The sequence below is a fragment of the Sphingomonas benefaciens genome (assembly GCF_052907485.1).
Genome location: NZ_JBREIC010000001.1, coordinates 339992 through 366628, shown reverse-complemented (window position 1 = coordinate 366628; position 26637 = coordinate 339992). Strand labels below are relative to the sequence as shown.

Annotated in this window: 26 protein-coding genes and 1 tRNA gene; 15 read left to right on the top strand and 12 right to left on the bottom strand. The window is 68.4% G+C overall.

Annotated features, from left to right (window positions below; all coding sequences use genetic code 11):
- Window positions 1-70 precede the first annotated feature (70 nt).
- Window positions 71-1333, top strand: coding sequence for a cell wall hydrolase (locus ACU5AX_RS01730; protein ID WP_446690441.1), 1263 nt, complete (start codon window positions 71-73; stop codon window positions 1331-1333).
- 43 nt (window positions 1334-1376) lie between these two features.
- Here the strand turns inward: ACU5AX_RS01730 and ACU5AX_RS01725 are convergent, their stop codons facing one another.
- The 5 genes from ACU5AX_RS01725 to ACU5AX_RS01705 all read right to left on the bottom strand — a co-directional run bounded on the left by ACU5AX_RS01725 (window position 1377) and on the right by ACU5AX_RS01705 (window position 4913).
- Entirely contained in the window at window positions 1377-3179 is a 1803-nt protein-coding gene (locus ACU5AX_RS01725; protein WP_446689414.1) for an acyl-CoA dehydrogenase C-terminal domain-containing protein, read from the bottom strand.
- Between the two features lie 14 nt (window positions 3180-3193).
- Window positions 3194-3613 carry a MerR family transcriptional regulator gene (locus tag ACU5AX_RS01720; RefSeq protein ID WP_198353014.1) on the bottom strand — a complete coding sequence of 140 codons (420 nt, stop codon included), beginning with the start codon at window positions 3611-3613 and terminating at the stop codon, window positions 3194-3196.
- Between the two features lie 32 nt (window positions 3614-3645).
- Window positions 3646-4140 (bottom strand): hypothetical protein, encoded by a 495-nt coding sequence (locus ACU5AX_RS01715; RefSeq protein ID WP_446689413.1) that lies wholly within the window; start codon window positions 4138-4140, stop codon window positions 3646-3648.
- Entirely contained in the window at window positions 4137-4496 is a 360-nt protein-coding gene (gene hisI / locus ACU5AX_RS01710) for a phosphoribosyl-AMP cyclohydrolase (protein WP_446689412.1), read from the bottom strand. The genes ACU5AX_RS01715 and hisI overlap by 4 nt, the downstream gene beginning before the upstream one ends.
- Window positions 4497-4661: 165 nt before the next feature.
- Window positions 4662-4913 carry a DUF7218 family protein gene (locus ACU5AX_RS01705; protein WP_446689411.1) on the bottom strand — a complete coding sequence of 84 codons (252 nt, stop codon included), beginning with the start codon at window positions 4911-4913 and terminating at the stop codon, window positions 4662-4664.
- Window positions 4914-5035: 122 nt separating this feature from the next.
- Here ACU5AX_RS01705 and purF point away from each other — a divergent pair, with 122 nt between their 5' ends.
- Window positions 5036-6493, top strand: coding sequence for an amidophosphoribosyltransferase (gene purF / locus ACU5AX_RS01700; RefSeq protein ID WP_446689410.1), 1458 nt, complete (start codon window positions 5036-5038; stop codon window positions 6491-6493).
- 5 nt (window positions 6494-6498) lie between these two features.
- The gene (locus tag ACU5AX_RS01695) at window positions 6499-7206 is read left to right on the top strand and encodes an SDR family NAD(P)-dependent oxidoreductase (RefSeq protein ID WP_446689409.1); all 708 of its coding nucleotides are present in this window, start codon (window positions 6499-6501) and stop codon (window positions 7204-7206) included.
- A gap of 6 nt (window positions 7207-7212) precedes the next feature.
- On the opposite strand, the gene ACU5AX_RS01690 is transcribed toward ACU5AX_RS01695, so the two are convergent.
- Both ACU5AX_RS01690 and ACU5AX_RS01685 read right to left on the bottom strand, forming a co-directional pair.
- A complete protein-coding gene (locus ACU5AX_RS01690) occupies window positions 7213-8406 on the bottom strand; it encodes a class I SAM-dependent methyltransferase (protein ID WP_446689408.1) in 1194 nt (397 codons plus the stop codon).
- Between the two features lie 29 nt (window positions 8407-8435).
- Complete coding sequence (locus tag ACU5AX_RS01685) at window positions 8436-9332, bottom strand: histone deacetylase family protein (RefSeq protein ID WP_446689407.1); 897 nt, start codon at window positions 9330-9332, stop codon at window positions 8436-8438.
- Between the two features lie 46 nt (window positions 9333-9378).
- Here ACU5AX_RS01685 and ACU5AX_RS01680 point away from each other — a divergent pair, with 46 nt between their 5' ends.
- From ACU5AX_RS01680 to ACU5AX_RS01635, 10 genes are all read left to right on the top strand, one after another.
- Window positions 9379-10368, top strand: coding sequence for an alpha/beta hydrolase (locus tag ACU5AX_RS01680; protein ID WP_446689406.1), 990 nt, complete (start codon window positions 9379-9381; stop codon window positions 10366-10368).
- Window positions 10365-10856, top strand: coding sequence for an RNA pyrophosphohydrolase (locus ACU5AX_RS01675; RefSeq protein WP_446689405.1), 492 nt, complete (start codon window positions 10365-10367; stop codon window positions 10854-10856). Before ACU5AX_RS01680 ends, ACU5AX_RS01675 begins: the two co-directional genes overlap by 4 nt.
- Window positions 10857-10894: 38 nt before the next feature.
- Window positions 10895-11812, top strand: coding sequence for a DUF481 domain-containing protein (locus tag ACU5AX_RS01670; protein WP_446689404.1), 918 nt, complete (start codon window positions 10895-10897; stop codon window positions 11810-11812).
- A gap of 63 nt (window positions 11813-11875) precedes the next feature.
- Window positions 11876-13084 (top strand): hydrolase, encoded by a 1209-nt coding sequence (locus ACU5AX_RS01665; protein ID WP_446689403.1) that lies wholly within the window; start codon window positions 11876-11878, stop codon window positions 13082-13084.
- Window positions 13081-14097 (top strand): arginine N-succinyltransferase, encoded by a 1017-nt coding sequence (gene astA / locus ACU5AX_RS01660; protein WP_198353025.1) that lies wholly within the window; start codon window positions 13081-13083, stop codon window positions 14095-14097. Before ACU5AX_RS01665 ends, astA begins: the two co-directional genes overlap by 4 nt.
- Before the next feature lie 5 nt (window positions 14098-14102).
- Window positions 14103-15365 carry an N-succinylarginine dihydrolase gene (locus ACU5AX_RS01655; RefSeq protein WP_446690440.1) on the top strand — a complete coding sequence of 421 codons (1263 nt, stop codon included), beginning with the start codon at window positions 14103-14105 and terminating at the stop codon, window positions 15363-15365.
- A 53-nt stretch (window positions 15366-15418) separates the two neighbouring features.
- Window positions 15419-15637, top strand: coding sequence for a hypothetical protein (locus tag ACU5AX_RS01650; protein WP_198353026.1), 219 nt, complete (start codon window positions 15419-15421; stop codon window positions 15635-15637).
- Between the two features lie 70 nt (window positions 15638-15707).
- Window positions 15708-16607 (top strand): sulfate adenylyltransferase subunit CysD, encoded by a 900-nt coding sequence (gene cysD / locus ACU5AX_RS01645; RefSeq protein ID WP_446689402.1) that lies wholly within the window; start codon window positions 15708-15710, stop codon window positions 16605-16607.
- Entirely contained in the window at window positions 16607-18520 is a 1914-nt protein-coding gene (cysN, locus tag ACU5AX_RS01640; protein WP_446689401.1) for a sulfate adenylyltransferase subunit CysN, read from the top strand. Before cysD ends, cysN begins: the two co-directional genes overlap by 1 nt.
- Window positions 18502-19251, top strand: a complete 750-nt coding sequence (locus ACU5AX_RS01635) for a 3'(2'),5'-bisphosphate nucleotidase CysQ (protein ID WP_446689400.1) — start codon at window positions 18502-18504, stop codon at window positions 19249-19251. Before cysN ends, ACU5AX_RS01635 begins: the two co-directional genes overlap by 19 nt.
- Here the strand turns inward: ACU5AX_RS01635 and ACU5AX_RS01630 are convergent.
- Together ACU5AX_RS01630 and ACU5AX_RS01625 are read right to left on the bottom strand one after the other, a co-directional pair.
- A complete protein-coding gene (locus ACU5AX_RS01630) occupies window positions 19241-20209 on the bottom strand; it encodes a bile acid:sodium symporter family protein (RefSeq protein ID WP_446689399.1) in 969 nt (322 codons plus the stop codon). The two genes, ACU5AX_RS01635 and ACU5AX_RS01630, sit on opposite strands and share 11 nt — an antisense overlap.
- Window positions 20210-20343: 134 nt before the next feature.
- Window positions 20344-20420 (bottom strand) — tRNA-Arg (locus tag ACU5AX_RS01625).
- 84 nt (window positions 20421-20504) lie between these two features.
- Here ACU5AX_RS01625 and ACU5AX_RS01620 point away from each other — a divergent pair.
- A complete protein-coding gene (locus tag ACU5AX_RS01620) occupies window positions 20505-21002 on the top strand; it encodes a hypothetical protein (protein ID WP_446689398.1) in 498 nt (165 codons plus the stop codon).
- On the opposite strand, the gene ACU5AX_RS01615 is transcribed toward ACU5AX_RS01620, so the two are convergent.
- Entirely contained in the window at window positions 20999-23197 is a 2199-nt protein-coding gene (locus ACU5AX_RS01615) for a spermidine synthase (RefSeq protein WP_446690439.1), read from the bottom strand. The genes ACU5AX_RS01620 and ACU5AX_RS01615 overlap by 4 nt on opposite strands.
- Before the next feature lie 42 nt (window positions 23198-23239).
- Window positions 23240-24232 (bottom strand): porphobilinogen synthase, encoded by a 993-nt coding sequence (gene hemB, locus ACU5AX_RS01610; RefSeq protein WP_446689397.1) that lies wholly within the window; start codon window positions 24230-24232, stop codon window positions 23240-23242.
- A gap of 70 nt (window positions 24233-24302) precedes the next feature.
- Between hemB and ACU5AX_RS01605 the strand changes: the two genes are divergently transcribed.
- On the top strand, window positions 24303-25187 hold the full coding sequence (locus ACU5AX_RS01605; RefSeq protein WP_446690438.1) for a diacylglycerol/lipid kinase family protein: 885 nt from the start codon (window positions 24303-24305) through the stop codon (window positions 25185-25187).
- Between the two features lie 13 nt (window positions 25188-25200).
- On the opposite strand, the gene ACU5AX_RS01600 is transcribed toward ACU5AX_RS01605, so the two are convergent.
- The gene (locus tag ACU5AX_RS01600; RefSeq protein WP_446689396.1) at window positions 25201-26637 is read right to left on the bottom strand and encodes an MATE family efflux transporter; all 1437 of its coding nucleotides are present in this window, start codon (window positions 26635-26637) and stop codon (window positions 25201-25203) included.

The window sequence follows — 26637 nt, the reverse complement described above, 5'->3', positions numbered from 1 at the left end:
GGCAGAGCCGACCGATGCCGGTCGCGCCCGGCGACCGGCGCGGCCGTCGCGCGGCGCGACGATCCCCATCATCCTCGCGGCGACGGCGGCGGTGGCGCTGGCCGTGCCCGGCTGGGTCGTGACGCATCCCCCGGCGATCCCGGCGACGCCGGTGCGGCGGATCGCGCTGCCGCCCCGCCGCGTCGTGCCGCCGGCCGAACTGCCGCCGGTCGAGCCGGTGCGGCTGGTCGATCTGTCGCAGGACGAGGCCCGCGCCTTCAACGCCGCGGTGCCCTTTTCCACCGCGCCCAATCCGGCGGCGCGGCCGTTCCGCTATGCCGGCAGCGGCGACGATCTCGCCCGGGCGACCGACTGTCTGGCCGCCGGCGTCCTCTACGAGGCGGGCGACGATGCGGTCGGCGAGCGCGCCGTCGCCCAGGTCGTGCTCAACCGCCTGCGCCACCCGGCCTTTCCCAAGACGGTCTGCGGTGTCGTGTTCGAGGGACAGGAGCGACGCACCGGCTGTCAGTTCACCTTCGCCTGCGACGGTGCGCTGACCCGCTGGTCGCCCGGCGATGCGGCGTGGCGGCGCGCCCGCGCGGTCGCCCGGATGGCGCTGTCGGGCGCGGTCTATCGGCCGGTCGGCTATGCCACCCATTACCATACCGACTGGGTGGTGCCCTATTGGCAGGCCAGTCTCGACAAGATCGTCGCGGTGCACAGCCATTTGTTCTTCCGCTGGAGCGGCTGGTGGGGCACGCCGCCCGCCTTCAACCGGCGGCTGGGGGCCGGTGAGCCGGTGATAAACCAGCTCGCGCCCCTGTCCGATGCCCATAAGACCGGCGCCGCCCTGGCGCAGGCGCAGGCGGCATTGGCCGAGGCGGCGACCGCCGGCGGCAGCGGCGAGGCGCCGGCACCGGTGAGCGGGGCCGCGGACAGTTTTCTCGTCGCGTTGCCGCGCGCCACGCTCGCGGAGGATTTTCCGGCGATCGCGGCCAAGACCTGTGGCGATCGGCCGACCTGCAAATATTCCGCCTGGCTCGACGCGGCGAAGGTACCGACCAGCCTGCCGCTCTCATCGGAGCAGGTGGCGGCGATGACGTTCAGCTATCTGCGCGACCGCCCGGCCGGGGTCGAAAAAAGCCTTTGGAATTGCGAGCAATTGCCGCGCCCCGACCGGACGCAGTGCATGAAGCGGCAAGTGTTGCTCGCGCCCGCCGCCGTGCCGACCGCGACGCCGGTCGCAACGCCGAAACCCACTACGGATCCGCGTGGACCGACGGAGCTGGGCGGCGTGCGTCGCAAGGGCGAGCCGGCCGCCGCCACGCCCGCCAAGCCCGCCGGTACGCCGTAACGCCACGCCTCCCCCGCACGCCCGTGCGGGGGAGGACGCGCCGTCACGCCGCGCGGAACATCTCCGGCGGCAGCGCCATGATCGTCTCCGCACCGCCTTCGATCTTGCGGCGCAGCGCACCCGCATCGGGCATGATCCGCTCGGCGAAGAAGCGGGCGGTGACGAGCTTGGCGTCGAGAAACGAAGCGTCGCCCTCGCCCGCCGCCTGCACCGCCGCCGCCGCCCTGGCCATGCGCAGCCACATCAGGCCGACCGCGACGATACCGGTCAGGTGCATGTAGGACACCGCGCCGGCACCGACATTCTCCGGGTTCTTCATGCCATTGGCCATGAACCACATGGTCGCCGCCTGCAGCTGGCCGAGCGCCTTCTCGAGCGCCTCGGCGATCACCGCCGTGGCCTCGTCACCCTTGGCCGCCGCCGCTTCCTCGCCGACGATCTTGAAGAAGGCCTGCACCGCGCGGCCGCCCTTCTGGGCGAGCTTGCGGCCGACCAGGTCCATCGCCTGGACACCGTTAGTGCCTTCGTAGATCATCGCGATACGGGCATCGCGGACATATTGCTCCATCCCCCATTCCTGGATGTAGCCGTGGCCGCCATAGACCTGCTGCGCGTTGGTCGCGACCTCATAGGCCTTGTCGGTGCCGACACCCTTGATGACCGGGGTGAGCAGACCGACGAGGTCGGCCGCCAGCTGGCGGTCCTCCTCGGTCGCGGCATGATGTTCGAGGTCGACCTGGAGCGCGCCCCACAGGCAGAGCGCGCGCAGCCCCTCCGTCCACGCCTTCGCCTCCATCAGCATGCGGCGCACGTCCGGGTGGACGAACAGCGTGTCGGCCTTTTCGTTCGGCTCCTTGGGGCCGGTCAGCGCGCGGCCCTGGCGGCGGTCGCCGGCATATTGCACCGCATTCTGGTAGGCGACTTCCGCGACGCCGAGACCCTGCAGGCCGACGCCGAGGCGTGCGGCGTTCATCATGATGAACATCGCGGCGAGGCCCTTCATCTCCTCGCCGACCAGCCAGCCCTTGGCGCCGTCATAATTCATCACGCAGGTCGAATTGGCGTGGATGCCCATCTTGTGCTCGATCGAGCCGCAGGTGACCGCGTTGCGCTCGCCGAGCGCGCCGTCGTCGTTGACCAGCACCTTGGGCACGACGAACAGGCTGATGCCCTTCGAACTGTCGGGCGCGCCCGGCGTCTTGGCGAGCACGAGATGAATGATGTTGTCGGTCAGGTCATGCTCGCCGGCCGAGATGAAGATCTTGGTGCCGGTGATCGCATAGCTGCCGTCCGCCTGCGGCTCCGCCTTGGTGCGGATCAGGCCGAGATCGGTGCCGCACTGCGGCTCCGTCAGGTTCATCGTGCCGCCCCATTCGCCCGACACCATCTTGGGGACGTACATCGCCTTCTGCTCGTCGGAGCCCTGCGCGAGCAGTGCAGCGATCGCACCATGGGTCAGGCCGGGATACATGGCGAAGGCCATGTTCGACGAGATCATATATTCCTGGAACGCCGTCGAGACGACGTGCGGCATCCCCTGCCCGCCATATTCGGGCATGTTCCCGAGCGTCGCCCAGCCGCTCTCGACATATTGCTTGTAGGCGTCCTTGAAGCCGGCGGGCGTGGTGACGCTGCCGTCGTCGTGACGCGTGCAGCCTTCCTGGTCACCCGATTGGTTGAGCGGGAACAGCACCTCGGCGACGAAACGTCCACCTTCTTCAAGTACCGCATCGACGACATCGGGCGTGGCCGCATCAAAGCCGGGCAGATTGGCGTAATTCTGCAGCCCGACGACGTGTTCGAGCACGAACCGGGTGTCGCGGACGGGGGGCGTGTACTGGGGCATTTCGGGGCTTCCTCTCAGGCGTCCTGGGCGTGGACCGCTTCTACGACGGTCACGAATTCGGTCAGTTCGGCAATGGCGGCATCAATGTCCTGCTTCTGCCGTTCGAGCAGCGCGATGCGGCCGCGGCAGCGGTCGATCGTCGCCTGACGCTGGGCGCGGCGATTGTCGCCGACGTCGTACAGGTCGATCATCTCGCGGATCTCGCCGAGGCTGAAGCCGACGCGTTTGCCGCGCAGGATCCAGGCGAGCCGCGCCCGATCGCGATGCGAATAGATGCGTTGCGTGCCGCGCCGTTCGGGGGCGATCAGCCCCTCGTCCTCATAAAAGCGCAGCGCGCGGGCGGTGACGCCGAACTCGTCCGACAGATCGGAGATCGTATAGCTGTCGCGGTCGTCCCGCGGCGCGATCGGCGCATAGGCAGGCGTCAAGTCCATGCCACGGCAAATAACTTCCCTTTACGTCAACGTCAACGGCCGCAGAGCGCCCGTCCGTTGGTCGCACGCAGTTGTGCGGCTTCGGAGGCGGCGGCGCTGATCCGGTCGACCGACAGGGCCGACAGGCTGGCGCGGCCGGTGCACAGCGAATCGCAGGCCGATGGCAGCGTCGCGGGGAAGACGATCCGCTCCCCGTCGGAGCGGGCGTCGAAGCGGCAGCCCCCAAAGCCAACGCTCAGCGTTTCGCCGCGCTGGCGGGCGATACCCGACGCGGCGCATCCCTGGCCTTCGCCATAGTCGACCAGGACGCCGACGCGCAGGCTGCCCGAATTAGCGCCGACGACGCACAGCCGATCGGTATCGCGCGCCCAGGCGCCGACCAGACTGATCCGAGCCGGATCGGCGACGATACCGGCGGCGGTCGCCGCCCGTTCCAGCCGCGCGCCGGCCGTATCGCCACCAGTTGGTGCCTCCCGCTGGTGACAGCCGACGAGGAGCGACAGGGCGAGGAGCGCCGGACGCCTCATGCGACGGGAACTAGCCGATCGCCGTCGATCCGCCGGTAGAAGCAACTGGCGGCGCCGGTATGGCAGGCGGGACCGGCCGGATCGGCGATGATCCAGATGGCGTCCTGATCGCAATCGATGCGCATCTCGACGACGCGGAGGACATTGCCCGAGGTCTCGCCCTTTCGCCACAGCCGGCCGCGGCTGCGCGACCAGAAGGTCGCCTCCCCGCTCGCCTGCGTCGCCGCGAGCGCGTCGGCATTCATATGGGCAACCATCAGCGGGGCACCGGCACGGTCGACCACCACGGCGGTGACGAGGCCGGCGGCATCATATCTCGGATCGAGGACAAGCTCGGTTTCGCGCGGATCGGGCATGCCGCGGGATTAGCGTGTGCAGAGTGCGGCGTCACGCGGCTGACTCATTACAACCGTCCCCCCGGACCTGTTCCCGGGGCCACGGCTTCGCGTGCCCCGACCCATAAGGTGCGCGGAACCGTGGATGCCGGAACACGTCCGGCAGGACGGACGTGGCAGAGGCTCCTAACGATGCCCGCGGATCGCCTTGACCAGCGCCGCCTTGTCCATCTTCGATCGCCCCTCGATGCCGATCTCCCGCGCCTCCTTCATCAGATCGGCCTTGCTGCGGTCTTCGAGGTGCGTCGATCGGTGGTCGAGCGAGCCGTTCGCCTTAGCATTGGCGATGCGGGCGGCTTTCTCCTTAGAATTCCCCTGTTTGCGCAGGTCCTCGTAGAGCGAATCGTCCTTGATCTGGCTGCCGTGATCCTTGGCCATCGCGGGTCTCCTTGCGCCCGCTCAACGCCAGTCGTCCACGATCGGTCCGAAAAGCGTGACAAACACGCGACAAATGCGTTTCGGCTGCCTATATGGCCGCTCGCACGACATCGGGCCGGGCCATGCTGACCACTCATCCCTTCGACGACGACAAGCTGCGTGAAGAATGCGGCATCTTCGGTGTTTCCGGCAGCGACAGCGCCGCCGCGCTTGCCGCGCTCGGGCTGCACGCGCTGCAGCACCGTGGCCAGGAGGCCGCGGGGATCACCAGCTTCGACGGCACGCTGTTCCACACGCATCGTGCGATGGGGCATGTGGCGGGCAATTTCGATCGCGACGACGTGATCCGCGCGCTGCCGGGCAGTATCGCGGTCGGCCATGTCCGCTACTCGACGACGGGCGAGACCGCGCTGCGCAACGTCCAGCCGCTCTACGCCGATCTATCGACCGGCGGCTTCGCGGTCGCACATAATGGCAACATCTCCAACGCGATGAAACTGCGTCGCGAGCTGGTCCGCCGTGGCTCGATCTTCCAATCGACCAGCGATACCGAGACGATCATCCATCTGGTCGCGACCTCGAGCTATCGTACATTGCTCGACCGCTTCATCGACGCGCTGAAGCAGATCGAGGGCGCCTATTCGCTGATCGTGACGACGCCCGAGGGGATGATCGCCTGCCGTGATCCGCTCGGCATCCGGCCGCTGGTGATGGGGCGATTGGACGATGCGATCATCTTCGCGTCGGAGACGGTGGCGCTCGACGTCTGCGGCGCGACCTTCGAACGGCAGGTCGAACCCGGTGAACTCGTCATCGTGCAGGGCAGCGAGATCCGTTCGATCAAGCCGTTCGCGCCGATGGCGCCGCGGCCCTGCATCTTCGAATGGGTCTATTTCAGCCGCCCCGATTCGATCGCGGGCGACCAGTCGGTCTATTCGGTGCGCAAGGAGATCGGTGCGCAGCTGGCGATCGAGGCCCCGGTGGAGGCGGACCTGGTGATCCCGGTGCCCGATTCGGGCGTGCCGGCGGCGATCGGCTATGCGCAGCAATCGGGCATTCCGTTCGAGCTCGGCATCATCCGCTCGCATTACGTCGGCCGCACCTTCATCCAGCCCGGCGACAAGGTCCGCCATCTCGGCGTCAAGCTGAAGCACAATGCCAATCGCGCGCTGATCGAGGGCAAGCGCATCGTCCTGATCGACGATTCGATCGTGCGCGGGACGACCAGCCTGAAGATCGTGCAGATGATGCGCGATGCCGGCGCAGCGGAGATCCACATGCGGATCGCCAGCCCGCCGACGCGCCATAGCTGCTTCTACGGCGTCGACACGCCGGAGCGGGCGAAGCTGCTCGCGGCGAAGCTCGACGTCGGTGGCATGACCGATTTCATCCACGCCGACAGCCTGGCCTTCGTGTCGATCGACGGGCTGTACAAGGCGCTGGGCGAGGCGCAGCGTGCCGACATCCGCCCGAAATATTGCGACGCCTGCTTCACGGGCGACTATCCGACGACGCTCACCGATCATGACGACACCGGTCCCGTCGACCAATTCGCGATGCTCGCCGAGCGGGTGAACTGAGCGCGATGACGAAAGCATTGGACGGCAAGCTCGCGCTGGTGACCGGCGCGAGCCGGGGGATCGGCGCCGCGACCGCGATCGCGCTGGCGGAAGCGGGCGCGCATGTCGTGCTGACCGCGCGTACCGCCAAGGATCTGGAAGCCGTCGAGGAGACGATCTTCCAGGCCGGCGGCTCGGCGACGATCGCGCCGCTCGACCTGACGCAGAGCGACGCGATCGCCCGGCTGGCGACCGCGATCGGCGAGCGCTGGCAGGCGCTCGACGTGCTGGTGCTCAATGCGGCGATGCTCGGCAGCCTGTCGGCGGTGCCGGCGATCGACGCCAAGGAGTTCGCGCAGGTGCTGACGCTCAACGTCAGCGCCCAGGCGGCGATGCTGGCGGCGTTCGATCCGATGCTGCGCAGGTCGGCGGGGGCGCGGGTGATCGGCCTGACGTCGAGCGTCGGCCGCACGCCCCGCGCCTATTGGGGCGCCTATGGCGCGTCCAAGGCGGCGTTCGAGACATTGCTCGGCGCCTATGGCGACGAGACCGCGGAGATCAGCCGCATCCGCACCGCAATCGTCGATCCCGGCGCGACGCGGACCAAGATGCGCGCCCGCGCCTATCCGGGCGAGGACCCGCAGGCGGTCAAGCCGCCCGAGGTGGTGGCGGCGCGGATCGTGGCGCTGGCGATCGACGGCTTCGATCCGGGCCACGTCGAACGGGTCGGCTGACCGGTCCTAGGCCTTGATCAGCGTGACCTGCGCGACGTCGATCCCGCCGCCGCGGAAGCCGCCCTCGCAATACATCAGATAATAGCGCCAGAGGTCGCGGAAGCGCGCGTCGAGCCGTGCCGGCAGGCGCCCGGCCTTGTCGGCATTGTCGAAACGCTCGCGCCAGTGGCGCAGCGTCTGGGCATAGTCGAGCCCGAAGCCGTGACGATCGGTCCAGGCGAAGCCTCGCGCCTCGCATAGGGCGCGAAAGCGGCTTTCGGACAGCAGCATGCCGCCCGGAAAGATATAGCGCTGGATGAAATCGACGCCGTTCGCATAGCGTTCGAAGATGTCGTCGGCGATGCTGATGTACTGGAGCGCGACGCGACCACCGGGCTTCAGCACCCGGGCCAGCGTGTCGACATAGGCGGGCCAATAGGCCTGGCCGACCGCCTCGACCATCTCGATGCTCGCGACCGCGTCATAGCTGCCGGTGACGTCGCGATAGTCGGTCAGCGACACCGAGACGCCGGGCAGCCCGCGCGCATCGACCGCCGCCTTCTGTTCGGTCGACAGGGTCAGGCCATGGACTTTGCGGCCCGCGGCCGCGGCGGTGGCGGCGAACGAACCCCAGCCGCAGCCGATCTCCAGGATCGTCTCGCCGGGACGGGTCGCGGTGCGGGCGAGGATCGCGTCGAGCTTGCGCTGCTGCGCCGTTTCCAGCGTGTCGCCACGGTCGTAGATCGCGCTCGAATAGGTCAGGCTGGCATCGAGCCATTCCCGGTAGAAGTCGTTGCCGAGATCGTAATGGTCGGCGATGTTGCGCCGCGCCCCGCCGCGGTCGTTGCGACGCAGGCGGTGCCAATGGCGCAGCGCCGCCTTGGGAATGCCGCCGGCCCGCGCCGTTCCGCCGAGCGAGGTGCGGTTGCGCATGAACAGGTCGAACAGCGGCACCGGGTCGGGGCTCGACCATTCGCCCGCCTCCCAGGCGCGATACCAGCCGACCGACCCTTCCGTCGCCAGCCGCAGCAGCGCACGCCAGCGGACGATGGTGACGATCGGCACCGGACCGGGGGCGCGGCCGCCGAGCAGCCGGTGCGTCCCATCGGGCAGGCGCGCCTCGATCCCGCCGCTCGCCAGCCCGGCGTCGATCCGGTCGAGCAGGCGGTGGAACGGAGGCGCGATCGTGCGGGACAGGAGGCCGGTCATCCGCGCGCTCATGCCCGAGGATCGGGTCGGGCGAAAGACGGTCAGGCGAAGGCGGCGCCCAGGGTCAGGATGGCATCGACGTGGCGGCGGGCGATCGCCAGCGCATCGTCGCCATAGCCGCCGCCGACCGTGCTCGCGAGCGGCGCCCCCGCCGCCTGCGACAGCCGCGCGACCAGCCGCTCCCGCCGGGCAAGGCCGTCGAGGCTAAGCGACAATCGGCCGAGCCGATCATCGGCGAAGGGATCGACCCCCGCCTGATAGAGGACCAGCTGCGGCCGGTGCTCGGCGAGGAAGGGCGTCAGCGTCTCTTCCAGCGTCGTCAGATAGGCCTCGTCCCCGAGCCCGTCGGCGAGCGCCACGTCGCGCGTCGATCGCGCCTTGCGGGCGGGGAAGTTCTTTTCGGCGTGGATCGAATAGGTGACGATGCCGGGATGGCCCGCCAGCAAGGCGGCCGTGCCGTCGCCCTGGTGGACATCGCAATCGACGACGGCGAGCCGGTCGACCGTCCCCTCCTCGACCAGCCGGACCGCCGCCACCGCCAGATCGTTGAACACGCAATAGCCTGCCCCAGTGCCGGCGAGCGCATGATGGCTGCCGCCGGCGGTATTGGCTGCGAAGCCGTGGCGCAGCGCCAGGTGCGCCGCCAGCCAGGTGCCGCCCGGAACCGCCTGCGCGCGTGCCGCCACCTCGGGGGTCACCGGAAAGCCGATGCGCCGCGTCTTGAGCGGCGGGACCCGCGCCTCCAGCACCTCCGCGACATAATCCGGGTCGTGGACCGCCTCCAGCCAGCGCGTCGGCATCGGATCGGGCGTGTGCCAGTCGATCCGCCGTCCCTGGTCCAGCAACAGGTCGCGGATCAGGCCGTTCTTGTTCCAGCGGTAGGTCGATCGCGCCGGGGCGGGCGCGACATAGGCGGGATGATGGACGACGGCGATCACGCCACCTAGGTAGGGCGCCACCGCAGGCTGCCCAAGGGACCCGTGCATGACCGACCCCGCCCCGTTCGTCCGCCCCGACGTTCGCGCCTTTCTCGATTATCTCGCCTCCGTTCCCGGCCCGCGCACGCACCAGATGACCCCCGAGGCGGCGCGACAGGTGTTCGTCGCGATGAAGGACGTCGCCGACTTGGCCGTCGGCGAGCTGGCGACGATGCGCGATCTCGCGATACCGGGGCCCGCGGGCACGATCCCCGCGCGCTTGTTCGACGCGCGCGAAAGCCGCGCGCCGGGGCCGGCGGTGGTGTTCTTCCACGGCGGCGGCTTCGTCATCGGCAACATCGATACGCACGCCAGCCTGTGCGCGGAGATCGCGCGGGTGCTCGACCTGCCGGTGATCTCGGTGGACTATCGACTCGCGCCCGAACACCGCTGGCCCGCGGCGCCGGACGATTGCGAGGCCGCGGCGCGCTGGGTCGCCGGCAGCCCGGCTGCGCTTGGGCGCAGTGTCACCGCACTGGTACTTGCCGGCGACAGCGCAGGAGGCACGCTGACGATCGTTGCCGCGATGGATCTGCGCGATCGACCCGCGACGGTGCCGGTGATCCTGCAGGCACCGATCTATCCCGCGGCCGACACGTCGCGCCTCTATCCGTCGTTCGAGGAATTCGCCGACGGTTATCTGCTCACCCGCGACACGATGCTGTGGTTCGTCGACGCCTATCAGGCGGATATCGCCCATCCACGGGGATCGCCGCTGCTCGGCAACGTCGCCGGGCTGCCGCCGGCGGTGATCGTCACCGCAAGCCTCGATCCGATCCGCGACCAAGGTCGCGCCTATGCCGCGGCATTGGCGCAGGCCGGCGTGCCCGTCGTCTTCCGCGAGGCGGTGGGGACGATCCATGGCTTCGCGACGCTGCGCAAGGCGATCCCGTCGAGCCAAGGCGACGTCGCCGCCTATCTGGCAACGCTGAAGCCGGCGATCGTCGAGGCGGAAGCCGCGCGGGTACAACGCCAGGCCGCCGGAGCGGCGGCATGAGCAAGGCCGATCTACCCTATCGCCCCTGCGCTGGCGTGATGCTGATCAACGCCGAAGGGCGGGTCTTCGTCGGCCAGCGGATCGATTCGACGCTGGAGGCCTGGCAGATGCCGCAAGGCGGGATCGACGCCGGCGAGGACGCGCTGACCGCCGCGATCCGCGAACTGGGCGAAGAGACGGGCGTCGCGCCGGATAAGGTGCAGCTGATCGCCGAGGCGCCCGACGAACTGTTCTACGACTTGCCCGACGATCTCGTCGGCAAGGTGTGGAAGGGTCAATGGCGCGGGCAGCGGCAGCGCTGGTTCCTGTTCCGCTTCCTGGGCCAGGACAGCGATATCGACATCGCGACCGAGCACCAGGAATTCCGCGCCTGGCGCTGGGCCGATCCGCAGGATCTGCCGGCGATGATCGTGCCCTTCAAGACGGCGCTCTATGAGGCGGTGCTCGCCGCATTCCGGCCTCACCTCACCGCAAGCGAAAGATGGTAACGTTGCCTGCCGGATCGCGTCGCCTAGAGCCCGCGATCATGCGCCGTGCGATGTCTCTGTTCCTGCTTCCGTTGCTCCTCGCCAACGCCGAGGGCACGCCGGCGGCCGATCAGAATGCGGTGCCGATCCCAGGGCCGATCAAGGCGATGCTCGACGCGGCAATCGAGAGCGGCAGCGATGGCGACGTGTCGGTCGTCGTCAAATATGCGCGGCTGGCCGATCCGGCGAGCGCCGACCAGGTGCTGGCGATCGCGCAGAAGTGGCGCAACGAACGCGCCGCGGCGCGCAACGCGACGATCCGCCAGGCCAACATCTTCGATCTATGGACCGGTCGCGCGGAGCTGGGCGGCTATATCACCACCGGCAACACCGATTCGAAGGGCGGCAGCGCGGTCCTCGACCTGACGCGCGAAGGCCTGCAGTGGCGGCACAAATTCCACGTCCAGGCGGACTATCAGGAGAATGCCGGCATTCCGACCCGCGAACATTACCTCGCGAGCTACGAACCGAACTACAAGATCGACGACCGTGTCTACGTCTACGGTGCCGCCCAGTATGAGAGCGATCGCTTCCTCGGTTATTTCGACCGCTATTCGGCTTCGTCGGGCATCGGCTACAGCGCGGTGAAGACGCCGCGCGTCCGCCTCGACGTCGAATTGGGCCCGGCATTCCGGCGGACCAATTTCACCAACGACCTGCTCGAAAGCAGTCTCGCCGCGCGCGGCACGATGGCGTTCAGCTGGCGGTTGCTGCCCGGCCTGTCGGTGACGCAGAATGCCGCCGCCTATGTCGAACGGTTCAATTCGACGGTCAGCGGCACCACCGCGCTCAACGCCAAACTGATCGGCCCGCTGTCGGCCGCCCTGTCCTACAACGTGCAGTACGAAAGCCAGCCGCCGGTCGGCTCGGTGTCGACCGACACCACCAGTCGCGCGTCGCTGGTCTACAGCTTCTGAGCGGAAGGCTCGCAAGGACACCGCGATTTCCCTTCTGCCGCCGGGTCGGCTAGCAAGCCGCCGATGGAGAGCAGAACCAGCGCGGCACGTGCACTCATCGACGGTCTGGATGGCGCGACGATGCTCGCGCAGACGCAACGCTGGGCGGCGATCAACAGCGGCACGCGCAATCTCGACGGGCTCGCCCGCATGGCGGACGTGCTTGCCGATGCATTCGGCGCATTGCCCGGCGAATGCCGGTTGGTCGAGCCCGCGCCGGTCGAGGCGATCACCGCCGCCGGGCAGGTCGAGACAATCGCGCATGGTCGTCATCTCCACCTGCGCGTCCGCCCGGAGGCGCCGGCGCAATTGCTGTTCACCGGCCACATGGACACCGTCTATGCGACGGATCACCCCTTTCAACAGGTGACCGAGCGCGCCGACGGTACCGTCAACGGGCCGGGCGTCGCGGACATGAAGGGCGGGCTGGCGGTGATGCTCACCGCGCTCCAGACGGTGGAGACGACGCCGTTCGCCGCACGATCGGGCTATGAGGTGGTGATCAATTCGGACGAAGAGACGGGCTCGCTCGCCTCGGCCGGGCTACTGGTCGCCGCCGCGCGCGGCAAGCTGGCAGGGCTGACCTACGAGCCCGCCTTGCCCGACGGCACCTTGGCGGGCGCGCGCGGCGGCACCGGGAATTTCTCGATCGTGGTGCGCGGCCGCAGCGCCCACGCCGGTCGCAACCCCGAGGACGGCCGCAATGCGCTGGTCGCGGCAGCGGACCTCGCGCTACGGCTCGCCGCAGCGACGGGCGACGGCCTGAGCGTCAATCCGGCCAGGATTGACGGCGGCGGACCAAATAATGTCGTGCCTGACCTGGCGGTATTGCGGGTCAATTTCCGGCCGCGCGATGCGGCGGCGATCGCGCGGGCCGATGCCGCGATCGCGGCGGCGATCGAGGCAGTGCGCACGGCGCACGATGTCCACATCGCCCGCCACGGCAGCTTCAACCGGCCGCCCAAGCCGATGACCGGGGCCAGCGAGACGCTCTTCTCGCAGGTCGCGGCGGCAGGACGCGACCTCGGGCTGACCGTCGGGTGGCGGGCGACGGGCGGCGTCTGCGACGGCAATACCATCGCCGCTGGGGGCGTGCCGGTCGTCGACACGATGGGCGTGCGGGGCGGCGCGATCCATTCGCCAGACGAATTTCTGATCGTCGACAGCCTGGTCGAACGGGCGGCGCTGTCCGTGCTGACGATCGGGCGGCTCGTGACAGGGGATGATGTATGACCTTCCGTATCCGCGCCGGCACGGGGCGTGACCTGTCGCACCTCTATGAAATGGCGAAGCTGACCGGTGGTGGTTTCACCAACCTGCCGCCCGACCGCAAGGCGCTGCGCGCCAAGCTCGAGCGCAGCGAAGAGGCGTTCGCCAGCGATGGCGGGCCGCTGTCCGACGAATTGTTCGTGCTGATCCTGGAGAATGCCGCCACCGGCGAGGTGCGCGGCACCAGCCAGATCTTCACCCAGGTCGGCCAACAGCATCCCTTCTACAGCTATCGCATCGGCACGCTGACTCAGCACAGCCGCGAGCTCGGCCGCACGTTCCGGGCCGAGATGCTGACGCTGACCACCGATCTGGAAGGATCGTGCGAGGTCGGCGGCCTGTTCCTCCATCCCGGCGAGCGGGCCGGCGGCCTGGGTCTGCTGCTCGCCCGCAGCCGCTATCTGTTCATCCGGGCGCATCGCGAGCGGTTCGCCGATCGCATCCTCGCCGAGCTGCGCGGCGTCATCGACGAGGCGGGTGGATCGCCCTTCTGGGACGGGCTGGCCGGCCGCTTCTTCGGCATGAACTTCCAGGATGCCGACCAATTCAATGCCGTCAACGGCCACCAGTTCATTGCCGACCTGATGCCCAAGCATCCGATCTACACCGCGATGCTGTCGGAGGCGGCGCGGGGCGCCATCGGCCTGCCGCATCCGAGCGGCCGGGCGGCGATGCGCATGCTGGAAAACGAGGGGTTCCATTTCGAGAACTACGTCGACATCTTCGACGGTGGTCCGACGATGACCGCCCGCACCGATCGCGTCCGGTCGATCGCCGAGGCACGGGCGAGCCGGATCGTCGCGATCGACGGCGAAGGCGGTATCGAATCGCTCGTCGCAGTCGGCCGGCTCGACGACTTCCGCTGCGCCTTCGGCTGCGTCCGCGAAGTGGGCGAGCGGATCGTGCTCTCCGCCGACTGCGCCGATCTGCTCGGCGTCGGCGAAGACGACCTCGTCCTCCACGTTCCGCGCTGGTGATCGACATGGTGACCGAGATCAACTTCGATGGCATCGTCGGGCCGAGCCACAATTACGCCGGCCTGTCGGCGGGCAATCTCGCCGCGACCAGCAACGCCGGCCAGCTGTCGCATCCCCGCGCGGCGGCGCTGGAGGGACTGGCGAAGATGCGCGCCAATCTGGCGCTGGGTCTGACGCAGGGCATTCTGCTGCCGCACCGGCGACCGGATCGCGACTGGCTCGCCCGGCTGGCGACCAGCTACGACACGGCGTCACCTTTGCTCCAGGCGCAGGCGATGTCCGCCTCGGCAATGTGGGCGGCGAATGCGGCGACGGTGTCGCCCGCCATGGATTGCGCAGACGGTCGCTGCCACCTTAGCGTCGCCAATCTGATGACCATGGCGCATCGCAGCCACGAATGGCCGGAGACGCTGGCGCAGCTTCGCCTCGCCTTTGCCGATCCCGCCTTCGCCGTGCACGGCCCGGTGCCGGCGCCGTTCGGCGATGAAGGCGCGGCCAATCACATGCGGCTGTGTCCGGAGCATGGCGCGCCCGGAATCGAGGTGTTCGTTTATACGTTGCCCGGAGGCCCCTTCCCCGCGCGCCAGCATCCCGAGGCAAGCGCGACGGTGGCACGGCGGCACGGGCTCGATCCCGCGCGGACCCTGTTCGTCGAGCAATCCCCCGCGGCGATCGCAGCCGGCGCCTTCCACAACGACGTGGTCGCGGTCGCCAACGAGCGCGTCCTGCTGGCGCACGAACAGGCGTTCGCGGACCGCGACGGCGTCTATGCCGAACTGCGCCGGCTGATGCCGGAGGTGGAGATCGTCGAAGTGCCGACGGCCGAAGTCAGCCTGGCCGATGCGATCGCCTCCTATCTGTTCAACGCGCAACTGGTCACCACCGCGGATGGGCCGACGCTGATCGTGCCGGCGGAAGCGCGCGGCAATGCGGCGGTGTGGCGCTGGCTCGAACGGCATCGCGGCGGCAACGGACCGATCCGCCGGGTCGAGGTGGTGGACGTCAAACAGTCGATGGCGAACGGCGGCGGCCCGGCCTGCCTGCGGCTGCGCGTCGTCGCCGACCCGGCGACGATCGATCCGCGTTTTCTCGTCGATCCAGCCCGGCTCGATCGAATTGCTGCGGTGGTGCAGCGCTGGTGGCCGGAGACGATCGACCCCAGGATGCTCGGCGATCCGACCCTGGTCGCGGCGATCGAAACCGCGCACGACGCGCTGCTGGCGGCTCTCGGCCTGTCGGGTTACCTGACAGGTAACCAAATCGGGTAACCCGCAAAGCCCGGTTTTCCGCGGTTGGCATCGTTCGTGCTTAACATTCGGTTATGTGGAGCCGTATCCGTCGCCTGTTCGTCATCAAGACCAAGTTCGAGGCGTTCCTCGTCATCTACGCTCTCGCGCTCGGCGCCGTCGAACGCGGAGTGCACTATCTCGAGCTCTACCCCGGCTATGGTGGATGGCTGCTGTTCGCGGTCTGCCCGATCTCCGTGTTCATGGTCGGTGGCATCCTGATCGACGTGGCGGAGCGACGGCAGCACGAATGACGCGTGCGGCTTTCGCCGCCAACAGGACAAGTTTGTCGCATTGCAGCGACATCCGCTTATCTGGGCACGGATGAGTGGCGTGACGCATCTGGACCGGCTGGAAGCCGAAAGCATCCATATCCTGCGGGAAGTCGTCGCCGAGGCCGAGGCCCCGGTGATGCTCTATTCGGTCGGCAAGGATTCGGCCGTGATGCTGCATTTGGCGCGCAAGGCCTTCTACCCGGCAACGCCGCCCTTTCCGCTGCTCCATGTCGACACGACATGGAAGTTCCGCGCGATGTACGACCTTCGCGACAAGGCCGCCGCAGCCGCCGGCATGCGATTGATCGTCCACCGCAATCCCGAAGCGCTCGCCGCCGGCATCAACCCCTTCGATCATGGCAGCCGCCATACCGATCTGTGGAAGACGGAGGGGTTGAAGCAGGCGCTGAAAGCCGGCGGGTTCGACGTCGCCTTCGGCGGCGCGCGCCGCGACGAGGAGAAGAGCCGGGCCAAGGAGCGCATCTTCTCGTTCCGCTCCGTCAGCCAAGGCTGGGATCCCAAGGCGCAGCGGCCCGAGTTGTGGAACCTCTACAATGCGCGCATCCACCGCGGCGAGAGCATCCGCGTCTTTCCCCTGTCCAACTGGACCGAGCTCGACATCTGGCAATATATCCTGCGTGAGGGCATCGAGATCGTGCCGCTCTATCTGGCCGCGCCGCGACCCACCGTCGAACGCGACGGGCTGATCCTGATGGTCGACGACGATCGGTTCCGCTTGCGTCCCGGCGAACAACCGGTCGAGCGGTCGATCCGGTTCCGGACGCTCGGCTGCTATCCGCTGACCGGCGCCGTCGAGAGCGAGGCGGCGACCTTGCCCGCGATCATCCAGGAGATGCTGCTGACCACCACGTCCGAACGCCAGGGCCGGGCGATCGACCACGACCAGGCGGCGAGCATGGAGAAGAAGAAGCGCGAGGGCTATTTCTGATGACCGCTTATACCCCCGACGCGCTGATCGCCGCGGATATTCACGCCTATCTCGACCGCCACGCCGCCAAGACGATGCTGCGCTTCATCACCTGCGGCTCGGTCGACGACGGCAAGTCGACGCTGATCGGCCGGCTGCTCTACGATTCGAAGACGATTTTCGAGGACCAGCTCGCCGCGCTGGAAGCGGACAGCCGCCGCGTTGGGACGCAGGGGCAGAACATCGACTTCGCGCTGCTCGTCGATGGCCTCGCCGCCGAGCGCGAGCAGGGCATCACGATCGACGTCGCCTATCGCTTCTTCGCCACCGAGACGCGCAAGTTCATCGTCGCCGACACACCCGGCCACGAACAATATACCCGCAACATGATCACCGGCGCGTCGACCGCCGATCTGGCGGTGATCCTGGTCGATGCGCGCAAGGGCGTGCTTACCCAGACGCGTCGGCACAGCTTCCTGGCGCATCTGATCGGCATCCGGAACATCGTGCTGGCGGTGAACAAGATGGACCTGGTCGGGCACGATCAGGCGCGCTTCGACGCGATCGTCGCGGATTATGCCGCCTTCGCCCAGGACATCGGCATCGCCGATTTCACCGCGATTCCGTTGTCGGGCCTGACCGGCGCCAACGTCACGACGCGCTCGAACGCCATGCCCTGGTATCGTGGCCCTGCGCTGCTCCCGCATCTCGAAGCCGTACCGGTCGAAACCGATCGCGCTGCGGCGGGACCGTTCCGCCTGCCCGTACAATGGGTCAACCGGCCGGACCTCGACTTCCGCGGCTTCGCCGGCACCGTCGCGCAAGGGCGGGTGGCGGTCGGCGACCCGGTGCGGATCGTGCCGTCAGGCCGGACGACCAGCATCGCCCGGATCGTCACCTTCGACGGCGATCGCGACACGGCCGCGGCAGGCGAAGCGGTTACGCTGGTGCTCGGCGACGAGGTCGATTGCTCGCGCGGCGACGTCATTGCCGCAGCGGCTGAAGCGCCTCAGGTCGCCAACCAATTCCAGGCGACGCTGGTCTGGATGGCGGACACGCCGCTGGTACCGGGGCGCGGCTATTGGCTGAAGATCGGCACCCGCACCGTCGGCGCCACCGTGCAGCCGCCCGACCATGTCGTGGACGTCAACACCCAGGCGAAATTGTCCGCCAAGACGCTGACCCTCAACGACATCGGCGTCGCGGAGGTCTATACCGACGCGGCCATCGCCTTCGCGCCTTATGCGGAAAGCCCGATCTTCGGCGGGTTCATCCTGATCGACCGGGAAAGCCATGCGACGGTAGCGGCCGGGATGATCTCTCATGCGCTGCGCCGCGCGCAGAACGTGCATTGGCAGTCGATCGAGATCGGTCGCGAGGCGCATGCCCGCCAGAAGGGCCAATCGCCCCGGCTGCTGTGGTTCACCGGCCTGTCCGGCTCTGGCAAGTCGACGATCGCCAATCTGGTCGAAAAGAAGCTGCACGCGCTCGGCCGACACAGCTTCCTGCTCGATGGCGACAACGTCCGCCACGGCCTCAATCGCGACCTCGGCTTCAGCGACGCCGACCGGATCGAGAATATCCGCCGCGTCGGCGAGGTCGCAAAGCTGATGTGCGACGCGGGGCTGATCGTGCTCACCGCCTTCATCTCGCCGTTCCGCGCCGAACGCGAACTGGTCCGCGGGCTGCTACCGGCCGGCGAGTTCGTCGAAATCTTCGTCGACACGCCGCTGGAGGACGCGGAGGCGCGCGACGTCAAGGGCCTCTACGCCAAGGCGCGCGCCGGGCAGATCGCGCATTTCACTGGCATCTCCAGCGCTTACGAGCCTCCGGAGCGCCCCGATATCCGCATCGACACGCGCCACGAAAGCGCCGAAGCTGCCGCCGAGCGGATCGTCGAGCATGTGCTGGGCATATGGAGTTTCGAACTGTGACCGATGTCGAACTCGCCGCGGCGGTAGCGGAGGAAGCGGGCGACTTGTTGCTCGCCATCCGCGCGCGCGGCGGGGCGCCGGGCAAGGCGCTGGGTGACGCGGGCGACGCCGAGGCGAATCGGCTGATCCTCGACCGGCTGCGCCGCGCCCGTCCGGACGACTTCATCCTGTCCGAGGAATCACTCGACGACGGGGCGCGTTGCGCGGCACGGCGGGTCTGGATCGTCGATCCGCTCGACGGCACGCGCGACTATGCGGATGGGCTGGACGATTGGGCGGTGCACGTCGGCCTGGCCATCGACGGCCGTCCCGCTGTCGGGGCCGTCGCAGTGCCGACGCAGCGGCGGGTCTATACGACGGCGCAGGCGCGGCAGGCGGCCAGCGCCTGCGGTGCCCCGCCGCGCATGGTGGTCAGCCGCACCCGCGCCTCCAGCCTTGTCCACCAGGTCGGCGCGGCCCTGGAAGCGACGCATCGCGGCATGGGCTCGGCCGGGGTCAAGGCGATGGCGGTGGTCGACGGGCGGGCCGACATCTACCTGCATGACGGCGGTCAATATGAGTGGGACAATTGCGCCCCGGCCGCGGTGGCGCTGGCGGCCGGCCTGCACGCATCGCGGATCGACGGCAGCCCGCTGGTCTATAATTGCGCGGACCCCCTGCTGCCGGATCTGCTGATCTGCCGGCCCGAATTGGCCGAGCAGGTGCTCGCTGCGGTCGCGGCTATTCGCTAGCCTTGGCATAACGTCGCGCGATCACCGCGCAGGCGATCAGCTGGATCTGGTGGAACAGCATGACCGGCAGGAGGATGACGCCCACCTCCGCCGGGGCGAACAGCACGCCGGCCATCGGCACGCCCGACGCCAGGCTCTTCTTCGATCCGCAGAAGAGCAGCACGATGGCATCTTCGCGACTGAAGCCGAGCAGGCGTCCGACGAACCAGGTCAGGCTCAATACGACCGCCAGCAGCAGGATGCACAGGCCGCCGATCAGCACGAGGTCGCCGGGCGACACCTTGTGCCACAGCCCCTCGACGACCGCCGCGCCAAAGGCGCAATAGACGACGAGCAGGATTGAACCGCGGTCGACGATACCGAGCAGCCCCTTCCAGCGCGTCACCAGACCGCCGATCCACGGCCGCAGCAGATGTCCTGCGACGAACGGCACGAGCAGCTGAAACACGATCGATCCGACGGCGGACAGCGACAGTCCGCTGCCCTGTCCGCCGATTCCGCCGATCAGCAGGGCGACAAGTGCCGGCGTCACCACAATACCGATCAGATTGGAGAAAGACGCGCTGCACACCGCGGCGGCGACATTGCCGCGCGCGATGGCGGTGAAGGCGATCGACGACTGTACCGTCGAGGGCAGCAGGGTCAGGAAGAGCAGGCCGATGCCGACGGTCGGATCAATCCCCGGCGCATGACGCAAGGCGAGACCAAGCAGCGGAAAGAGCGCGAAGGTGACCAGCAGCACGGTGAGGTGCAGCCGCCAATTGCGTGCGCCCTGCCAGATCGCCTCGCGCGATAATTTGGCGCCATGCAGGAAGAACAGCAGCACGATGCCAACGTCCGCCGCCGTCGCGACGATCCCCGCCATCGCGCCGCGCGGCGGCAATAGCGAGGCCAGCAGCACGGTGGCCAGCAGCAACAGGATGAACGGTTCGACGAACGACAGCAAGCGACGCAACATGGCGCCTGTCTAGCCGCTTGCGCCCGTTAGGCGAATGCATGTTACTTCAGAGGAGCTGCAGATCGGACAGCCGGCATGTCACATCTGCCGGAATGCAAAACCCCCACCAGGTCGATAGACCTGGCGGGGGATTTTGGCGCGCCCGGAACGATTCGAACGTCCGACCCTCAGATTCGTAGTCTGATGCTCTATCCAGCTGAGCTACGGGCGCCAACCGGAGGCGCGCTGATAGCAGACGTTTCGGAGCGCGCAAGTGCGTTGCGCACTTTTTCTTCGCCCCATAGTTACAGCGGCCATGAAAACCCTCGCACTGCTCGCTCTCGTCCCCGTCACTTTGGCTGGCTGCACACATGATTCGCGTGTCTATCCCTCGCTGGCGCCGCGTGCGGTGGAGCGGGTCGGCTTCGCCGAACCGGTGCGGACCGCCCCCAAGCTGGTGCCCGACCCGGCGCTGGACGTCCAGATCGCCACGCTGCGCGCCCAGCTGACGAAGCTCGCCGACGGTTTCGCGGGCGACGCCCGGACCGCGGAGGCCGCCGCCAGCCGCGCGCAGGGAGCCGCAGCGGGCAGCGACGCCTGGCTGGAGGCGCAGACCGCGCTGGCTCAGCTCGACGATTGGCGGGCGCAAACCGGCGCGCTGCTGACCGACGTCGAGACGCGGGCCGGCGATCGCGCCGCTCAGCTGCAGCCTCCCTATCCGGCGCTGGAGGCGCTCCACGACGCCATCACCGAGGAGGCTGATCGCCAAGGCAAAACGATCGACCGGCTGCAGGACGGCTTGGCGAAGGCCTAGCCGGCACGTCCCGGCGTCAGGCGCAGCAGCGGCAGGATCGTCGAATAATCGTCGGTCCAGGCCGGTACGCCAGGCCGTCCGACGATCGCGCGCCAGTCCGGGTCGCCGCCGGTTACGGCGTCCAGCGCAGCGCGATCGCGCGACAAGGCGATCCATTGACTGGGCGAGGCATCTGGATCGAGCGACGAAGGCTGGAAATAATATTCCGCCGCATGCCAGCCACCCGCCCGCGCCGCCGCGGCCACGACCGGCTCGAGGTCGAGGAAGCGGTTCGAGATGTGGACGAGGAGGAGCCCGCGCTCGCTCAATACCCGGGCATAGGTGGCGAACGCCTCCCGGGTCATCAAATGCATTGGTATGGCGTCCGAGGAAAAGGCATCGAGCGCGAGCAGGTCAAGGCTGTCAGCGGGCGATCGCGACAGGCTGACGCGCGCGTCGCCGAGCGTGATCGTGGCGTCGGGCGTGCAGCGTCGCAGATAGGTGAACCGTCCCGAATCACGGGCGATGCGCACGACCGTCGGATCGATCTCGAAGAAGGTCCAGCGCTGGCCGCGTCGGGCGTAACAGGCGAGCGTGCCCGTCCCCAGCCCGACGATGCCGACGCGGGCCGATTCGCCGTAGAGCGCCGGCACGGCCTGTAACGCCTGCCCGACGCCCGATCCGGCGACATAATAGGTCGTCGGCATTCGCTCGCGGGCGGCACTGCCGGTCAGCTGGATGCCGTGGACGGTGGTGCCATGGTCGAGCTCCCGGCGCCCGTCCCCGTCACGGATCGTGTAGACGCCGAAATAGCTCCGCGTCCGCGCGCCGCGGTCCAGCGACAATTCGATGGCGCGCCAGCCCCCGAACAGCACCAGGGCGCTGACCAGCACCGTCGCATAGGCGCGGCGCCGGCCGATCGTCGCCAGGCCGATCACCGCGACGAAGACGAAGGCAAGGCCTTGATGCCGTTCGCCGAAGCGACCGGATGGATCGAACACCGCCGCCGCGATGAGCAAGGCGCAGGTTGCGGCGACGATGATCCAGGCGATCCGCCGCGAGGCATCGGACCACCAGAGATCGCGCAGCCAGCCGGTCAGATAGACCTGCGGCACCAGTACGCCGGCGGCGAGGATCAGCAGCGGATATTCATACGTCCAGTCGAACACCGCCGGCGCCACCAGGCCGGCGAATGCGCCGCCGAGGGCACCGCCCACCGCCATCGCCAGGTAGAAGCCGGTCAGCCGGTCGGGTGCCGGGCGCAGGCGGTAGAGCTGGGTATGCAAAGCCATCGCCGCCATGAACAGCAGCAGCAGCGCGACGCCGAGATTGGCGAACGGCTGCGTGTTGAAGCCGCCGATGATCACTCCGCCGAACAGCAGGATGGTGATCGGCGCGACGCGGGTCAGGAAGTCGGCCGTGTCGCGCCGTGCGGCAAAGGCGATCGTGAAGCTCAGCAGGTACAGGCCGAGCGGCAACACCCAGAGCAGCGGCATGGCGACGATGTCGGTGGTGACATAGGTCGACGTCGCCAGCATGAGACCGGACGGCACCGCCGCCAGCGCGATCCAGTGCACGACCCGCCAAGGTTTCGCGGGCGCGCTGGTCGGCCGCGCGCGCTCGCCGCTGCCCGCGCGCGGCAGCCGCGAGGCGCAGAGCAGCACCAGGGCGATCAGCAGCAGGTAGCCGAAGCTCCACCCCCAGCGCTGCAGCCGGAGCGCGAACAACGGCTCGACCAGCAGCGGATAGGCGACGAGCCCGGCGAAGCTACCCAGATTGGAGGCGGCGTAAAGGCCATAGGGGTCGCCACCGCTGGCGAGGCCGAACCAGCGTTGGATCAACGGCGCCTGCGCCGACACGGCGAAGAACAAGGGCCCGATCGACACGACGAGCAACCACGGCACCCACCATGCCGGGCTGGCCCCGGCCGGCAGGCCGGCGGCGATCAGGCCGATCGGCAGGAACAGCGCGCCGATCGCAAGGACGGCAAGATGCACCGCCGCCTGCAGCCACGGCCGCACCCTCGCCAGGGCATGGGCATAGGCATAGCCGCACAGCAGCAGCGTCTGATAGACCAGCATCGCCGAATTCCACACCGCCGGCGCCCCGCCGAGCCGGGGCAATGCGATGCGCGCGACAAGCGGCTGGACCAGGAACAGCAGGAACGATCCGGTCAGGATCGTCGCGACGAATAGCATCCGCCCGCCACGCCCCATCGGCCTGATCTCGGTCACGGCTGCGCCGGACCGCAGCGTCGATCAGCCATGCAACAGCCGCGCCGCATGCGCCGCATGATAGGTCAGCACGCCCGCACAGCCTGCGCGCTTGAAGGCCAGCAGCGTTTCCAGCACCAGCGCGTCGCGATCGCCCGCCCCGGCCGCGACCGAGGCCTCCAGCATCGCATATTCGCCCGACACCTGATAGGCGAAGACCGGCACCTCGAACCGCTGCTTCACCCGGACGATGATGTCGAGATAGGGCAGGCCGGGCTTGACCATGACGCTGTCGGCCCCCTCCGCCAGGTCGAGCGCCACCTCGCGCAGCGCCTCCTCGGCGTTGGCGTGATCCATCTGATAGGTCTTCTTGTCGCCCTTCAGCAGGCCGCGGCTGCCGACCGCGTCGCGGAACGGGCCATAGAAGCCGCTGGCGTATTTCGCGGCATAGCTCATGATCTGGACGTTGTGGGCACCCTCGCCTTCCAACGCCGTGCGGATCATGCCGATGCGGCCGTCCATCATGTCGGACGGCGCGACGATGTCGGCGCCGGCGCGTGCCTGATTGAGCGCCTGCTCGATGAGGATGGCGGCCGTGTCGTCGTTGCGGACATAGCCGGCCGCGTCGACCAGCCCGTCATGGCCATGGGTCGTATAGGGATCGAGCGCGACGTCGGTCAGCACGCCGACCTCCGGCACCGCATCCTTGATCGCGCGGGTCGCGCGACACATGAGATTGTCGGGATTGAGCGCCTCGCGCCCGTCGTCGGTCTTCAGCGCGGCATCGGTGTAGGGGAATAACGCGACGCAGGGGATGCCGAGGTCACGCGCCTCGCGTGCCCGTGCGACGATGCCGTCAACCGACCAGCGCGACACACCCGGCAGGCTGTCGATCGGTTGCTCGACCCCCTGCCCCTCCGTCACGAACAGCGGCCAGATCAGGTCGGCCGGGGTGAGGACGTGTTCGGCGTGGAGGCGGCGGCTCCAGGCGGAGGCGCGGGTGCGACGCAGGCGGAGCGCAGGATAGGCAGCGGTCATGACGTTCCTTGCCATGATGGATCGCGACCGGCTTGCCAAGCGTTGCGCGACCGTAACCACTGGATGTGTCATGACCGACTTCACCTCGGCCGCGCTGATCGTCAACGCCAAGTCGCGCAAGGGACAGAGGCTGTTCCGCCGCGCCTGCGCGGCGATGGACGGCCTGCCCTTCCCGGTCGATGCCCATGCCGTCGAGGATCCGGACGATCTGGAGGCGACGGTCGCGCGGGCCTTGGCCAAGAAGCCGCAGCTCGTCATCCTGGGTGGCGGCGACGGCACGATCAGCGGGCTGGTCGATCTGCTCGTCGGCAAGGACGTCGTGCTCGGCGTGTTGCCGCTCGGCACCGCCAACAGTTTCGCGCGCACGTTGGGTCTGCCGCTCGACGTGCCGGGAGCGGTGGAGGCGATCCGCACCGGCCGGCGCAAGCGGATCGATCTCGGCATGATCGACAACGACTATTTCGCCAATTGCGCGGCGATGGGGATCAGCCCGCAGATCGCCGAGACGGTGCCGCACAACCTCAAGAAGGTGTTGGGACGGGTCGGCTATCTTGGTTGGGCCGCCTATCAGTTCGCGCGCTTCAAGCCGTTCACGTTGATCGTCGACGACGGTTCGGGCGAGAAACGGATGCGCGTTACCGAGGTGCGGATGTCGAATGGGCCCTATCATGGCGGCACCTGGCTGGTCGACGATGCGGCGGTCGACTCGGGCGAGATCGTCGTCCAGGCGGTCGTCGGCCACTACAAGCGCCGTTTGGTGCGCAATTGGGCGGCGAGTTTCGTCGGCTCGTCGGCGCGCCACCACGACACCGTCACCTTTCGCGGCAAGAGCCTGCGCGTCGCGACCGAGCCGCCCTTGCCGATCTCGATCGACGGCGAGGTACTCGCCCACACGCCGGTCACCGCCCGGATCGCGGCGGGCGTGATCGAGGTGATGGTGCCGGCGGAAAGCTAAGCGCGGCCGCGGTCTAGCCGACCGGCATCTGCTTGCCGGCCGGATCGCCCTGCGACAGCGTCTGCTCATGCGCCTCGTCGCGGCTGACCAGACGGCCGCGCCGCCACGTGCCCGCACGATAATAAGCGATCGTCATCACCATCGAGGCGATCGACCCCGCCGGGAAACTCCACCACAGGCCGTCCGCCCCCCAGCCGGGCAGCAGCGCATAGGCGGTGCCGATCCGCACCGGGAATAGCGCGATCGCCAGGATGACCAGCGGCGCGACGACCGCACCATTGGCACGTACCGTCGCCGACAGCACCATGGTGACGCCGAACAGGATGAAGCTCCAGCTGACGATCAGGTTGATCTTGCCGGCGATGCCGATCGCCGCCGGCACGTCACCCAGGAACAGCCAGAGCACGTGCCGGTCGAGTACGGCGACAACCGCCACCAGCCCGCCGGTGAGGGCAAGGTTCATCAGCAATCCCGAACGGGTGATGCGATCGACGCGATCCCAGCGACCGGCACCGATATTCTGCGCAACCATCGCGCTCACCGCCGCCCCGATCGACATCGCCGGCATCTGGATATATGTCCATAGCTGCGTCGCCGCGCCATAGGCCGCGGTGGTGGTGGTTCCCTGACGGTTGACCAGACCGATCATCGCCAGCGCCGATCCGGTCGCGACGAACATCTGCAGGCCCATTGGTATCCCCTTGGCGACGATCGGTCGCAGTTCCGCGCCCGTCGGGCGCAGATAGCGCCACTCCGCACCGCGCAGTCGGATCGGCAGGTCGCGGCGATAGACGAAAGCGAGCAGGGCTATCAGCGCCACCGCATTGCCGATCACCGTGGCGGTCGCCGATCCGGCGATGCCAAGCGCCGGGATCGGCCCCAGCCCGCGGATGAGCACGGGGTTGAGCGTGACGTCGATCACCGAACCCAGCGCCATGAAGCGCAGCGGCGTCACCGAATCACCGGTGCCGCGCAGCGCCATGCTGATCAAAGTCGCCAAAAACCCCATCGGCATCGACAGGAAGATGATCTGCAGATAGTCGCGCGCCAGCGGGAAGACCTCCGCCGGGGTCGCCAGCGCATGGAGGATCGCCGGCGCCGCAGCGATGCCGATCGCCACCACGGCGAGCGAGGCGACGCCGAACAGGCCCAGCGCCGCACCGAACACGCGGCGTACCGCGTCAATGTCGCGCCGGCCCATGTTTTGGCCGATCAGGATCGTCGCCGCCATGCCGAAGCCGAAGACCGCGGCCACCAGCAGGAACAGCACCAGATTGGCATTGGTGGTCGCCGCCAGCGCCCGCTCACCCAGCAACTGGCCGATCCAAATCGCGTTGATCGATCCGTTGACCGACTGCAGGATGCTGGAGCCGAGCGTCGGCAGGGCGAAGAGCAGCAGCGTGCGCCCGATCGGCCCGCTGGTCAGATCGCGTGGCGGGCGCCCGGCCAC